10 protein-coding genes are annotated in these 15050 nt (G+C 44.4%); 8 read left to right on the top strand and 2 right to left on the bottom strand.

Features of this window, described 5'->3' with window-relative positions:
• Nucleotides 1-142: 142 nt before the first annotated feature.
• From MSMTP_RS19870 to MSMTP_RS02445, 3 genes are all read left to right on the top strand, one after another.
• Entirely contained in the window at nt 143-2782 is a 2640-nt protein-coding gene (locus MSMTP_RS19870; protein WP_231582894.1) for an ATPase, T2SS/T4P/T4SS family, read from the top strand.
• Between the two features lie 14 nt (nt 2783-2796).
• Entirely contained in the window at nt 2797-4746 is a 1950-nt protein-coding gene (locus MSMTP_RS02450) for a type II secretion system F family protein (RefSeq protein ID WP_048177579.1), read from the top strand.
• A gap of 178 nt (nt 4747-4924) precedes the next feature.
• Nucleotides 4925-5542: a hypothetical protein gene (locus MSMTP_RS02445; RefSeq protein WP_048177578.1), complete on the top strand. Its 618-nt coding sequence runs from the start codon at nt 4925-4927 to the stop codon at nt 5540-5542.
• Nucleotides 5543-5602: 60 nt separating this feature from the next.
• On the opposite strand, the gene ablB is transcribed toward MSMTP_RS02445, so the two are convergent.
• A complete protein-coding gene (gene ablB / locus MSMTP_RS02440) occupies nt 5603-6424 on the bottom strand; it encodes a putative beta-lysine N-acetyltransferase (protein ID WP_255351032.1) in 822 nt (273 codons plus the stop codon).
• Nucleotides 6425-7008: 584 nt separating this feature from the next.
• Nucleotides 7009-8274 (bottom strand): lysine 2,3-aminomutase, encoded by a 1266-nt coding sequence (gene ablA, locus MSMTP_RS02435; RefSeq protein ID WP_156153895.1) that lies wholly within the window; start codon nt 8272-8274, stop codon nt 7009-7011.
• Between the two features lie 1087 nt (nt 8275-9361).
• On the opposite strand from ablA, the gene MSMTP_RS02430 reads away from it, so the two are divergent.
• The 5 genes from MSMTP_RS02430 (at nt 9362) to MSMTP_RS19595 (ending at nt 15041) form a co-directional block, all read left to right on the top strand.
• A complete protein-coding gene (locus tag MSMTP_RS02430; RefSeq protein WP_048177571.1) occupies nt 9362-11353 on the top strand; it encodes a cation:proton antiporter in 1992 nt (663 codons plus the stop codon).
• Nucleotides 11354-11747: 394 nt separating this feature from the next.
• Nucleotides 11748-12536: a hypothetical protein gene (locus MSMTP_RS02425; protein WP_197076124.1), complete on the top strand. Its 789-nt coding sequence runs from the start codon at nt 11748-11750 to the stop codon at nt 12534-12536.
• Entirely contained in the window at nt 12529-13614 is a 1086-nt protein-coding gene (locus tag MSMTP_RS02420; RefSeq protein WP_048177567.1) for a rod shape-determining protein, read from the top strand. The genes MSMTP_RS02425 and MSMTP_RS02420 overlap by 8 nt, the downstream gene beginning before the upstream one ends.
• Nucleotides 13615-14332: 718 nt before the next feature.
• Nucleotides 14333-14509 (top strand): MM0924 family protein, encoded by a 177-nt coding sequence (locus MSMTP_RS20270; RefSeq protein WP_304413658.1) that lies wholly within the window; start codon nt 14333-14335, stop codon nt 14507-14509.
• A gap of 355 nt (nt 14510-14864) precedes the next feature.
• Complete coding sequence (locus MSMTP_RS19595; RefSeq protein WP_197076122.1) at nt 14865-15041, top strand: MM0924 family protein; 177 nt, start codon at nt 14865-14867, stop codon at nt 15039-15041.
• Nucleotides 15042-15050 lie beyond the last annotated feature (9 nt).

Raw genomic sequence — 15050 nt, 5'->3', positions numbered from 1 at the left:
AATCGCCCAAAAGGTACAAACTTATAAAAATTACATATGAAAGTTCACCAAAAAGGTTATAAATTTTTATTGACAGATTATACCTACAACATGTAAAAATTATTTTATTATAGGGGTACAGGTCTTAGTGGGATGAGTCTCAATGGATAATAAAAACGAGAATCTCTCAGAAAATACTTTAAGCTCAAATCAGAGCTCGGATGAAACGGACAATAAAAGAGACCTCCAGGCTGAAAAAGCCGATGAAAAGGAGGTTCCGGATGAAAATTCGGTGGTGCTACAGAGCAAGGGGGAAAAGGACTCTGAAGAAGACTCTTCTGAAGGGAGTAACGACGAAATTCTTCTGACCGGAGAAGCCGCCGACAACAGCGGGTTTGAAGAGGAGGCTTCAGGGGGAGATAAGGAAAAAATCCGGGAAGAAAAGCCCGATAAAAAAGTTCTGGTTGCTGATTCGAGAGTTGAAACTCCCCGGAATTCCGAAGAAATTCCGGAACCGCAAACAGAAGAAAATCCGGAACCGCAAACAGAAGAAAATCCGAATAAGGGGGAAGGCACCCCCAATTCAAAAACCAAAAATAAAGGGGATGAGCCATTATCGGACATCTCCGGGGAAGATATTGATTCGGAAGAAGAATCCGCATTTTCCAAAAATTACGGCCTTGGAATAGAAGTCGGGCTTGTTATAGAAACCGAAAAGAAAGGAATATTTCCTCCTGCATATGAACCCGAGATTGAAAATAAGCTGCATCCCGCAGAAAAAACAAAAATTGATACGGTTCCCAAAAAAATGAGCGAGAAAACGGAAGTAAATAATCCCAGCAAGTTGAAAAAATCCCCTGAAAAGAGGAAAGCAGAGGGAGAAAAAAAAGAAAAAGAAGGAGGAGAAGGAGAAAAGAGAGAAAAAGAAAAAGAGGAGGGAGAAAAGAGAGGAAAAGAAAAAGTAGAAGTTGAAAAGGGAGAAAAAGTAGAAGTTGAAAAGGAAGAAAAAGCAAAAGAAATTGAGAAGGAGGGAAAAGGAAAAAAGAAAGGGAAAAGGAAAGGAAAAGAGAAAAAGAAAGAAAAAAAAGCCGGATCGTCACTTAAATTCAAAGAATTGGTTTATGATATTGCGGGAGTAAAGGGAGACGAAAAGTTAGGAGATAAAGTAAAAGAATTCCTGGAAGAAGTAAAGACTCCTGAAGGAGCAAAAAATAAGTTTGCCGAAATAATGAGAAAATTGAGGGAAGAAGAGATAAGGACCCTTCCTCCTTACGACCCGGAAACCTATGGTCCTCTTCTGGAATACGAAATCCCTGTGGGTTTTGCCGAAGTAGAGCGCTACTGGGTAGAAGAACCCTACGCTTTTGTTAGCATTATCGAAAACAGGGAAATGAAGTTTTACAACGTGGTCGAACCCACCCTTTCCGCATATGAGAAAGCTATTCTTGAACGTGTACGGGACAACCTCGAGGATACCCTGACCCAGGAAGACATGGGGCTTGGCAGGGAAAAGGAAGTCATACTCACAAACAAAGCTTTGCGCCTTTTTGACCAGTATTACAACACCCTTGAACTGCCCTCTCTCCATAAGATTATGTATTTCATCCGGCGGAATTTTATAGGGTACGAACGGATCAACGCCCTGATCCATGACCCAAACATTGAAGACATCTCCTGTTCCGGGGTTGAAATCCCGATTTACCTCTACCATATGAAGCACAATAACATTGTGACAAACGTTATTTTCGGGGAGAAAGAACTTGATTCTCTTGTGGTCAAGCTCTGCCAGCGCAGCGGGAAGCATATTTCCATAGGGGAACCGATTGTGGACGCCACTCTTCCTGACGGGTCAAGGATCCAGGCAACCCTTGGAAAGGAGGTCACCACAAGAGGCAGTTCCTACACCATTCGAAAGTTCAAGGGAGACCCGATTACCCCTATTGACCTTATAAACTACAGTACATGTAGTGTTGAAATGATGGCTTACTACTGGCTTGCCATCGAAAATAATACCAGCGTGCTCCTTGCAGGCGGGACCGCTTCCGGGAAGACCTCACTCATGAACGCAATTTCCCTGTTCATCCCCAGGCTTGCCAAGATCGTATCCATTGAGGACACCAGAGAAATCATGCTCCATCATGAAAACTGGATTGCAGGAGCTACCCGAAAGTCCTTTACAGTGGGAGGCACCGGGGAAGTTTCCATGTACGAACTCCTGAAAGCTGCCCTCAGACAGCGTCCGGAATACATCATTGTGGGAGAGGTAAGAGGAAAGGAAGCCCTGACCCTTTTCCAGGCCATGTCCACGGGGCACACCACCTATTCCACCATGCACGCAAGTGACGTACAGACGGTTGTTAACAGGCTTGAAAACGAACCCATCAATGTCCCGCATGTGATGATGCAGGCCCTTGGGGTCATTTCCATCCAGATGCAGACCTACGTGGATGAGGTGAGGGTGAGGAGAACCAAGACCATTGTTGAAATAACCGGGCTTGATGCGAGGACCGGCAGTCTCAGGATCAACGAACTCTATAGCTGGGAGCCCCAGCATGACACTTTCAAGCGGGCAGGGGATTCCTATGTGCTGAACGAGATTATGAGGGCAAGGGGCTGGAACCCGGACAAACTCTTTAAAGAATTCCAGGACAGGGAAAAGATCCTTGAATACATGGCTGAGAATCATATGAGGGATTATGTAAGTATCTCTTTGATCGTGCACATGTACGCCACCAATCCCGGGCTTGTGATGGAAGCGGTTGAGAATGGTAACTTGCGGGAAATGTTCCTACACAGGGACTGAGGAGTGGCGGTGGCATGAGCGCTATTGATACATTTGCCTTCCGAATTTTTGGGGCAAAAATCCTTGAATATGAAGACCGTTTCTCGATGTTCAGGGTTAAGCTAAGGCAGGCACAGATCCCCCTTCCTGTGGAGCAGTACGTATCTACAGCTGTCCTGTATTCCCTGCTTGCGGGTTTTTTTGGAGGGTTTATAGGCCTCTTTCTGGGCCGGCTGCTGTTCAGGGGCATAACTCCCGAATCCATAGTTTCGACTCTGCGCATCTCTCCTAGGGTTACCCGGGCAGTTGAAACGCCAGGGGTTATTGAAGCTCATCTCCCCCTGATCCTCACATTTGTAGGGGGGATTTTGCTATTTCTGATGCTTGCTGCTTTTACCTACGGGCTAATCATGAGCTACCCTCCCATGAAAGCTGACAACAGGAAAAGGGCAATAAATGACGTCATGCCTCACGCGACCGCTTTCCTCTATGTTCTGCAGCGTGGGGGTGGGATGACGATTTTTGACATCATGAAATCCCTGGCGGAGCATGCCCACCTTTACGGGAACACTTCCAGGGAGTTCGGAAACATTATCCGGGACATGGAGTATTTCGGAAAAGACCTGCAGGACTCCCTCTGGGATGCGGCCGACAGGACACCTTCCGAGCATTTCAAGGACCTGGTCGACGGGCTTATTTCCATCGTTTCAAGTGGAGGAGACGTAACCCTCTATTTGAAAAATAAGACAGAGCATTACAAGTCTGAAGCCAACAAAGCTCACAAGCGTTTCCTTGAAACCCTGGGGCTGCTAGCTGAGGTATACATCACCGTGTTTGTCGTGGGTCCCCTTTTCCTTATGATAATTCTTGTGGTGATGAACCTTATAGATAACGGGGGTCCCACCAAACTCTACCTTCTGGTATATGGGGCAATTCCCTTCGGAACAGTCATTTTCCTTATTTTTCTGGACATGCTTACCGGAGATGCCGAAAAACTGCCTGAGGAAATCATTACCCGGACCAAACCCGATTCTTACAGTGACGTGAGGGTAAAACCGGAAACGGAACATGACCTTGAGCTGATGAAGAAAATAGAGTTTTATGAAAAGCTCTTCCGGGTCAAAAATACCCTCTTTCACCCTATCCGGGCAATGATCCAGAAACCCCTGTATGCTTTTGTCGTGAGCGCCCCCCTCACATTTGGGTATTTTATCTCCGCATACCTGAAGAACAGCCCTTACTACGGAGGATTCATAGAAATTGCATCGGCTCTGGACGACCACATATACGTGAGCCTCCTCATCCTCTTCATCCCTTACATCATCTTCCACGAACTTGAAGTCAGGAAGATCAGGCAGATCGAAGAGCAGGTGCCAGAGTTTCTCAAAAGGCTTTCAAGCATCAACGGGACCGGAATTTTGCTAGCTGATGCCATTGCCATTACCGCCCAGTCAAACATGGGCCGGCTAAAACCTGAGATTAAAAGAATGGTTGAAGATATCCGCTGGAACTCAAATATGGTGAATGCCCTGAAGCGCTTTGAGTCCCGTATCCGGACCAATCTTACCCGCCGCAGCATGACTCTCATTGCCCAGGCCAGCGAGTCCACAGGAAACATCCACGAGGTAATAAGCATCGTTGCGGAAGATTCCGATGTCCAGAAAAACCTGAAAAAAGAACGTTCTGCAGAGATGTTCATCTACGTTTTCATCATCTTCGTGACCTTCTGCGTCTTCCTGGTCATCGTATACGTGCTTGCGGCTTTCTTCCTCCCTGCCCTGGACGGGTCCAGCAACCCGGCAATGTCCATGGGTGGCTTCGACCTGAACGAATATACCATGCTCTTCTTCCACGCAGCCCTCCTCCAGGGCTTCGGTTCCGGGCTTGTAGCCGGAAAAATGGGATCAGGAAGCCTTCCATCAGGGCTCAAGTACTCCCTTGGCATGATGACCTTAGCCTATGTGCTGTTCATCGTGTTTCTCTGAAACTCCGGAACTTTTCCGGAATTTCTCTTTTTTCAGAGGTGTGATTACTCAGAGGTGTGATTTTTATGCGAGATTTATTTCACTTATTCCCCCGCTTCTTTTTAGACGTATATTATAAAAGACCGAATCTCATTTTACCCGATTCTTTTTTAAAAAATGAACTTTAAACTTAAAGAGTATGGGAGAAGATGCAAACACGAAAAAAATACTTCTTGCCGTACTCATCCTGGCAGTAGTCCTTTCTTCGTTTTTTGTTCTGGACTTTAAGGCTGCAAAGAGCGAAACCAGGGCAAATTCCCGGATAGCGGCTTACTCTACAGGAGAGCCTCAAATAGACTTTCCGGGCAGGATCTATCTCTATGTGGAAGGTGACGAAGCCCTTTCAGGATTTGTCCGGGAAAAAATCAGGGCAGAACTAGAAAAGGCAGGGATGGATGTGGAGGACTCCGAATCCTTCGAGGAAAAGTATGATTCTCAGGCCCTGCTGGTAAATGTCAGGGAATCCGAAGGAATGTATACGCCCATTTATGCATCCTCAAACCTTGAGATTATGTATTTCTATACCTCCACAGGAGAAGACACCATATATTTTGAAAAATTCAAAGAAGGAAACGTCACCGTGAGATTCGTAAACACGGGTTCACAGGAAGGAGAAAAAATGGCGGATGGGAAACTGGAACTGCAAGATTCCACAAAAGGCATTGTCTCCAGGAAAGCCTACAGGAAGCACCTTGCTGAAGAAGCGGCAAAGAATGTTGTCGACCAGCTTCAAAATCAGATCCGTGATATCCCCTGAAGTTTCCTGCCGAGGTTATCAATTTATTTGCCAGACTGCCACTGTCCGGACCCCGGCCCTTTACCGAAGCGGTTTGCACCAGATGTTCATGTCCTCAAACCCTTCCGCGATCCTGCAATTGTTTACAAGCCTGCCGGTATAGGAATAGCAGAGGGAGGAAAAGGCCTGGTTGATTCCGGGAGAGGGAGCCCTGCACAAGGTGTAGAGGCTTTTAAAGTTTCGGGCCGCAAGTTCATCTTCAAGGCCCAGAATAAGCGATTTAATGTGGCCTTTTCCCCTTTCTTCCGGAACTGTCAGGCAGTCGGTTAATTCGGCGTTTTTCAGCGCAGTTTCCGTTTCCGCAGATGCAAGACTCACGATTTTCCCCCTTTTTTCGATCACCAGGTAGAAGACCCCCGAACCCATGGTTTCCAGCAGATAGCTTTCTTTGTGAAGAGGACTCGGGTATAGCTGAAACCCCCCGGAATATAGGGCAGCCATTGCAGGGACATCGGCCTCATCTGCGGGCCTGAGGACATAGCCTTCCGGAAGGGTATTTATTTTTGTGTTCATGCCCCTGCATTCCCCATTTTTTTCCCGGGACCCGGATTTTTTAAGGCATTCTTCTACGATCCGGTTTTCTTTCCTGGGAAAGTAAGATTCCTTTCTGGATTTTTCCGGAAAGGTAGAGAAGATGTGACAGTCCTCCCCGGCAAAATAGCCTGTAATCATCCCTTCTTTTTTGTATCCGCAAGCTTTGAGAGCATGCACTTCTCTTGAAGGGGTGTATACGATTATTTTCCCGGCCTTTTCCAGGGCTGCAAGTTCTTTAAGGAAAGGGTCAAGAACCTTAAAAGGTCCCCTGAAATTCATTACTTTTATCCTTTTGCTGTAATAATCAATAACAAGGTCTGCTGAAAGTCCGGGAATTTTAAGTATTGTTTTTTTCCAGTATCCCGGAAGTTCATCTTCCTTATTTAGGGTTAAAGGTGTTTGTTTTTCGATAAAAAATTCCTCCTCGGATTGGTGGCTGGCGCATTTTAAAGCCGGTGTTTATTATAAAAGGTAAATATTCAAAACTTGAACATCTAAAAAGTTCAGCGCCTCAATGGTTGAATATCTCGGTGGTTGAGCACCTCAGTGATTGAGCATCTCAGTGGTTGAGCATCTCAGTGGTTGAGTATCTCAGTGGTTGAGTATTTCAGTAGTGAGTATCTCAGTGGTTGAGTATTTCAGTAGTGAGTATCTCAGTGGTTGAGCATCTCAGTGGTTGAGCATCTCAGTGGTTGAGCATCTCAGTGGTTGAGCATCTCAGTGGTTGAGTATCTCAGTAGTGAGTATCTCAGTGGTTGAGTATTTCGGTGGTTGAGTATTTCAGTAGTTGAGCATCCAAAAGCCGAAAAAGAGGATTATTTAGCCCCTTTTCGAGGTGCATATTTAGAAATGAATGAATTCTTAGATAGTTATTTAGATGCATCTCAGCCATTTTAGAAGCGATTTTTTCGGTCGAGTCCTTCGGGTTCAAGGGCAATGGTATTGTTCTCGTCGTCGTAAAGCTTTGCAACCCCGACCTGGCTCTTAAGCTTAGGATTGTCGTCGCATATCTGGCATTTCTCGGGACATTCCCCTGTGTATTCAGGTTCCGGATATACGCAGATGACACCTTCATAATTCCTGAGAGTGACCTTCGTATCCGAGCTTGATATCAGGTAATTCGGACCCACGGGGATCTTTCCCCCGCCCCCGGGAGCATCCACTACAAAAGTCGGGACCGCAAGCCCTGATGTATGTCCCCTCAACATCTCTATGATTTCTATGCCCTTGGAAACTTTTGTCCTGAAATGCTCAAGTCCGTAGGACAGGTCACACTGGTAAAGGTAGTAAGGCCTGACCCTTATTTTGAGCATTTCCTGACAGAGGTTCTTGATTATAAAAGGACAGTCGTTCACACCCCTCAGAAGAACAGACTGGTTCCCCAGGGGCACTCCTGCATCAGCAAGCATTTCTATGGCTTTTGTTGCTTCCGGAGTGACTTCTTTCGGGTGGTTGAAATGGGTATTTAACCAGACCGACGGATACTTTTTCAGGATATTGCACAGTTCAGGGGTTACTCTTTGAGGAAGGGTAACAGGCACTCTTGACCCTATTCTTACAATCTCCACGTGGGGAATTGAAAATAGTTCGTCCAGAAGCCAGTCGAGCCTCTCATCGGATACAAGGAGAGCATCCCCTCCGGAAAGCAGCACGTCCCTGACTTCCCTGTGCTCTCTTACGTATTCGATTCCTTCCCGGATCATCTTCTCGGAAAAGTCGCATTCGCGGTTCCCCACTCTCCTCTTTCTTGTGCAGTGCCGGCAGTACATCCCACAACGGTTTGAAATGAGAAAGAGAACCCTGTCCGGATACCTGTGGGTGATGCAGCTCTTTTCCGAAGGAGAATCCGCATCTTCACATAGAGGATCCTCAAACTCCCATGCAAAAGTCTGGAGTTCGGCTGCCTGAGGTATCGCCTGCAGCCTGATAGGACACGTCGGATCATTGGGATCCATAAGGGAGGCATAGTAGGGAGAAATCGCCATGGGAAATACTTCAAGAGCCTCCTTTATATCCTCTTTTTCGAGATCTGAAAGAGGTATTAGTTTTTCAAGCTCTTCAACTGTCGTAATACGGTGTTTATACTGCCATTTCCAATCTGAATATACTTCATCGTATACTTCATCGTTTACACCATAAATTTCTTTGATTATTGACATCACAATAGAACCTCAAGTGAGAGTCGGAAAGTGAATTAAACCTTAAAATCCCCAAAAATATTAATTACAAATATTGTATCTTTCCGACTTCTGTTAAAGAAAATAGGTTTTAAATCGGCCATATAATCATTAAATACATCTGATATATAGTTTTTTATCAAATAGAGGAATATTATTGCTTATTTTTCAAAAATAGATAATTAAAAGCACCTTTTATTTACGCTGGATTCTGAAAAGCTCTTATTAGACAGAAAAGATATTAAAATACATCTTTTACCCACAATTAATCATAAAATAAGCCAATTAACTCAAATTAATCCCCAAATACTTCCATTAGCTACAAAGAACATTAAAATACCCCCTATATTCGCAAAGAATATTAAAATACCCCCATTACCCACAAACAATCTTAAAATACTCCAATTATAAATGATTAATCTTCAGAAGTCCCCGTTATATTCAAGTAATCTTCAAATTACTCCATTATTTCAAAGCAATCATATAATGTCCAAATAAAACCCAATTATATGCATAATACTCCCATTAACTCCAATTGATCCCAAAATACTCCTGTTAAACAGAATGGATTCTAACTAAATTTTTTTATACCCAATTAATCGAAAAATAGTCAAATTATCAGGGATGAATCGGGAATAAATCCCTTCATGCACCTTTGATTGTTTATAAAAATTAAAAAACATGAGGATTCTTATTTTTATTGCTTTAAAATATACAGGATCTGTGAAAGTCTGACCAACTACCTTATATGAACTTTTTCAGGCACATTAAACCGGCAATCAAATAGGGAAACAACACCTGAGATTAGATTTCACCCAAATAGTATATCACATAAATTATATTTCACCGGAATTATATTCCGAAAAAGTACCACAGGGATTACATTTAATCAAAGTATGGTACATAGAAATTACATCAGACATGAGTTTAATTTTGGATAAGTCATCCAATATATAAGTTACACAATTATTTGAGATGTATTAGATATAAATTCAAGTTCATTTTAATTAAATATTGGATTCAGGTATTGATGCCATATTATAATTAATTGAAAATCAATCTATAAGTGATGACATTTCTTCTGCTCAGGGACCTACTGATAATTTTTGGACTTTCGATTCCGGTAGTCTATACATTTTCCCGTTTGAAGATTGCCCCTCTTGTTGGTTTTTTAATAGCAGGAATCCTGGCCGGACCTTTTGGTCTGGGGCTGATTACGTCGGGAGAAGAGATTGAGCTCCTGGCTGAAATAGGCGTAGTGCTCCTGCTTTTTACGATAGGGATCGAATTTTCCCTGAGCGATCTTCTGCAAATCCGGAAAATAGTGCTGCTCGGAGGAGGGCTTCAGGGTTTTATAACTTCGCTTGCCGTTGCTTTATTCTTTTATTTCTTCGTAGCTTATCCTCCGGAAGAGGCTCTTTTTATGGGGTTCCTGATAGCCCTCAGCAGCACGGCAATCGTTCTGAAACTTCTTCAGGAAAAAGGGGAAATATACAGCACTCACGGAAGGATTGCACTGGGGATCCTGATCTTCCAGGACATTGCTGCAGTGGTGATCATCATTCTGACCCCGTTTCTTGCAGGGACACAGGCCTCTGGAAATATATTCATTGAACTCGCGTTCCGGGGGCTGGGGCTTATCCTGTTCACCTTTTTAAGCGCCCGCTTTGCGGTACCTTTTCTTATGTACCAGGTGGCAAAGACGCGCAACAGTGAACTCTTCCTGCTCAGTGTTGTGGTAATCGGGCTTTCCGTTGCCTGGCTGACCTCTCTGGCCGGGCTCTCCCTCGCCCTCGGAGCTTTCCTTGCCGGGCTCATTATATCGGAATCCGAATATTCAGCCCAGGCTCTTGGAAATGTCATCCCTTTCAGGGACATGTTCATGAGCATCTTTTTCATTTCCATAGGGATGCTCCTCAACCTGGATTTATTGAAAGAGCACCTCATTCTTGTCATAGGAGCTACCTTGATTGTGATTTTCCTGAAAACTGTCATAAATGCCCTGACAACTTTTCTTATAGGATTCCCTCTCCATACAATGCTCCTTGTCGGTTTTTCCCTATCACAGGTAGGGGAGTTTTCGCTGATTACGGCAAATGTGGGATTTGCAAATGGGCTGATCTCGCCGGAAGTATATCAGGACTTTCTTGCCGTAACAGTACTTTCCATGGCCCTGACCCCTTTTTCCATGGGAATGGGGCACCGAGTTGCGGCTTTTTCACAGAGACTTTCGCTTCCAGAGTTGCTGAAACACGGCAGGTACGGGGAACTGGAGAAAGGAAAAGCTGAAAAAAGGCCTGAAAACCACCTGATTATAATCGGTTTCGGGATCAATGGAGAAAATGTGGCAACGGCTGCCCGGGAAGCTTTGATCCCCTACCAGGTAATCGATATTAACCCGGAGACTGTCCGGAAAGAAAAACTGAAGGGAGAGCCGATTCTTTACGGGGATGCAGCCCAGGAAGCCGTACTGGAGCACGCAGGCATCAAAACTGCAAGAGCCGTAGTTATTGCTTCTGGAGACCTTGTCAGCACCCGCAGGATCATTGAAGTAATAAGGAGACAGAACTCCGCCGTACATGTCATTGCAAGAACCCATTTCCTGAGCGAACTGGACCTGCTATATGCGCTGGGAGCTGACGATGTTATCTCGGACGAATTTGAAAGTTCGATCGAACTCTTTTCAAGAGTGCTTCACAAATACCTTGTCCCGGAAAATGAGATCGAAAACCTCAGCTCCGAACTCCGCACCGACCATTACCGGATGCTCCGCAGCCCCGGAATTCGCAGGACAGGGATCTGTGACCTTGCTCTCGATTTTGCCGATGTGGGAATTCGAAGTGTACGGCTGGAGGAAGGTTCGCAGGCTGCAGGAAAATCCCTGGGAGAACTTGATATCCGGAAAAAATATGGGGTTTCAGTCCTTGCAATCTCCAGGGATCACAGGATAATTCCGGACTTGAAAGCTGAAACCGTACTTCATCCGGGCGACCTCCTGCTCATCATCAGCCGTCCAGAAAAAATAGAAGAACTTGAGACTTTGTTTGCCGGAAAGAAGTAAGCAGACCAGCTGACAATCAGGTGATTTTTTTCAAGATGAATTTTTACCCCAGAAAAATTCAGGAACTTTAAAAAATATATAAATAATATGGGATCTTGAAGAGGAGATATCTTTCAAAAGATAATTCTATATAAGTTCTTCCTTTTATTTCAAGACTTATGTGTTTAAATAAGATGGTTTTCAGTGAAAACTTGCACAGTAAATCAAAGGATATGAGGGTGTAGCGGAGATACGAAACGAAGATGGATTTAGCATATGTCGATATATGAGAGCGGAAGAATGCGTATTTTTTCAAATAGTAAGTCTTCTAACTAAATTATAAATATGTGAAAGTGTCTTAGTAAAAAAACCAAAACATATTTATCTACATTCACTATTTTACATAGTGGATACGATGAAATCAAAATTAAGCCACTATTTTTCGTCTGTGACCATGCTTTCAGGATTTCTTCTGGCGTTAGCGGGCATTGTTTATGCTCTCTCCGTACACCTCACTAGATCTGATCCGGGGGTGATCGTAACCTATAGTTCCATGGGTTTAGGATTATCCCTCATCCTTACAGGTATTAACCTGATGATCAAGGAACCAAAGGAGTACCACTACTATGTGATTGGAGGAGGGCTTGTCCTCAATTTTGTAGGGGTAGGAGCTTTTCTTATGCTCTATCCCGGCGGCTGGCACTATCCAAACGTTACCTACGTAGCAGGCACCTATGTCGCAGGGACCTGCTTGCTCGCAGGAAACGCCTTTGCGAACTCGGTTTTGAATCAGATTGAAGAGAGAGCAAGACAACTTTTTGAGAAGAAAGCCGAAAATACGCAGAAGTATAGTGAAGAAGAGATCGAAAGAGAGGTCCAGAGAACCCTTGAAGAATCCCTATCCGAAAGAGACGGTTTTTCAAGTTTTGACCTGGGAATTAAAAAAGAAGATTATGACTTTATTCTCGGAAAAGCACTTACTGACTCAGAAGAAAAGAGGATTGTTGTCAAGGACGACATTTCAGAAGTTGAAAGCTTGCGGCTTGCAAGAAGCGGAAAGCTAAAAGTTAGCGATGATGGGCTTGATTCAGCATCAATGCTGCTTGCTCAGGCCATCAATACAGATCCGGCTACGCAAAGTAGCAATAAGAAAGGCATATTCAGTAGTAAAATGAAGATGTTCAAGAGGCACAAAAATGGCTAAAGGACTTGATGTAGGAACCATGAACATTATTTGTGCGGACAAAGGGAACGGCTCGATTTCCTTTGCGCAACAGAGAAATGCATTCCTTGAAATGGAATCCAACGACCTGACAAAGCACATGCTTGACAATGGAAAGGTACTTTACACCCACCGAGGAAACAACCTTAATATCCTGGGGGAGGATGCCTTCAAGTTTTCCAATGTTTTCAACAAAAGCATCAGAAGACCTATGAAGCAAGGTATCATCAGCCCCGAGGAAAAGGAATCCATCTCGATGATCAAAGTTATCATCGAAAGGGTACTTGGAGCTCCTGAAAAGAAGGGTGAAATCGCGTACATTTCCGTCCCTGCAAACCCCGTGGACAACCAGCTCAATGTGCTCTACCACAGCAAAACCGTAGAGGCACTTGCAAAGCAGCTAGGTTACAACACTTACCTGATCGATGAAGGACTTTCAGTGGTCTACTCCGACCTCAGCGAATCCAACTTCACCGGTGTCGGGGTAAGCATAGGGGCCGGAATGACAAACGTCACCGTGGCTTACATGGCAACCCCTATTGTCTCTTTCAGCATTGCCCGCGGCGGCGACTGGATAGACGAACAGGTGGCAATCGCAACCGGGATGGCAAAGGAAAGGATCACCGCAATAAAGGAGACGGACTTCGCCATTGGATCTCAGTACGAGATCGGAAGCGTTCAGGGAGCCCTTGCCGTCTACTACGATGCCCTCTTAACCTATGTCCTCCAGCACCTCAAGCGCAAACTCTCCGAGACCGCGCCTCCTGATGCAGAGTTCCAGGTCGCAATCGCCGGCGGGAGCACCAGGGCCAAGGGCTTTGTTGATATGTTTGAAAAGAGGCTGGCACAAGCAGACCTGCCGATAAGGATTTCCAGCGTCAGGAAGACCAGGTATATAAGCTCCTCAAACGGTGGCGACTCCAGAGATCCGATCTACGCAATTGCCAGAGGCTGTCTGATTGCCGCTCTCACAAAAGAGGCGAGCCTTGCTCCGGAAGCCAACTCCGCCATATCCCAGTCTCAGGTGGCAGAGCCAGTAGGATCTGAAGAAGAAGATTGAACAGGCAGAACCATTACAAACATTTGAAGAAGGGTAAAAACCCCTCTTCTTAATCTCTTTTTTAGATCCATTTCTGTATTTCCGAATCAGGTAACTTGCAATAGGTGTCGTATTTGTGAGCATGGCCGCGATGTACCTGAACAAACTTACCCGACTCTTTGAAGTATGAATTGAAGATATCTTACTTTATGAGGAAGCTGGAAATTGAGAAGTTTTTCCCGGATAGAAATTCAAAAGAAAAAAGTAGACAAAAAATAATAAAAAATCCATCCAGGGAAAAAATATTTTCCCCTGTAAAAAGTTTTTGTTTACTCGCCTAAAGTGCCCTGACACGGGAGGGGAAAAGAGACACTACAAATAGTTTCCCCAACAAAGGGCATATTTTTAACCTGATTTTTCAAAAATATGGTCATTCTGTCTTTTTTTAAAGTAAACTTAACTTTCCCGAGTCTACCAACGCAAATAAACCTGAACAGAATCGTGTATATATTATTCTTTCGATTTTACAGGTAAACGACAGCGTGCGCTGGAAACAGATTTCCGGGCACTAAAGAGAACCTTCCAATGAATAGAAGAGGGCGTTGCACCCCGAAAATCAAATTTAGTTTTTAAACAAATTTATAAGGAATGAGTTTGATAATTAAAATCACAGGCACCTGTAGATTTACAGTAGTTGCCGCATTCCGTAAAAAATGTATATACCGGAGGAAAAAACGAGATGCAGTCATTTATAGTGGAGCATTACCTCAACAAGGTCGTAGATGTTTACTGTGGCGGACCGGACGTATTCAGAGGAAACATAGAAGCCTGTGCAGATAACGTACTTACTCTCAAAAAAGATGGGAAACATACCCATATAGCCATTGATAAGGTCATAGCCATATGGGCACAGTGATCCCATAAAGTCGCTAGCAAAAGGTACAATTTCAATACAAAAGGGATTTCACGGATCCCTAAAAGTACTTAATGATAGTATAATTTAAGGTTTTCGATTTTTTTTGAGTACAGGTAAGGCAGGCAAGTTCCCAGCGCCGAAACTGCACAGATATAAAGGAAAACAGAAGGGAAAACGGGTTTCCAGGAAATCGACCGGAATGCCAACCCTATAAAGAGCAGCTAACAGGTGCAAAAACGCCACCATTAAGCCAACGCGAAATGTGCGGAAGGACAGAGAAACGAAAAACGAACGTAACGGATAAAACTCCGATACATGGAAGAATATACAGAAGAAATCTAAGAGGTGTAAAGCAATGCAGTCCTTTATCGTAGAACACCATCTCGGTGAAGTAATTGATGTCTACTGTGGCGGTCCCGACGTTTTCAACGGAAAAGTCGAAGCCTGCGCAGACAACGTGCTCACTCTTGTAAAGGGTGACAAGTATACCCACATAGCCATCGACAAGATCATCGCCCTCTGGCGCGCATGATCGGTCTGA

Source organism: Methanosarcina sp. MTP4, from assembly GCF_000970045.1.
GTDB lineage: Archaea > Halobacteriota > Methanosarcinia > Methanosarcinales > Methanosarcinaceae > MTP4.
The sequence above is the reverse complement of the archived record's forward strand: the minus strand, read 5'-3'. Positions and strand labels throughout refer to the sequence as shown.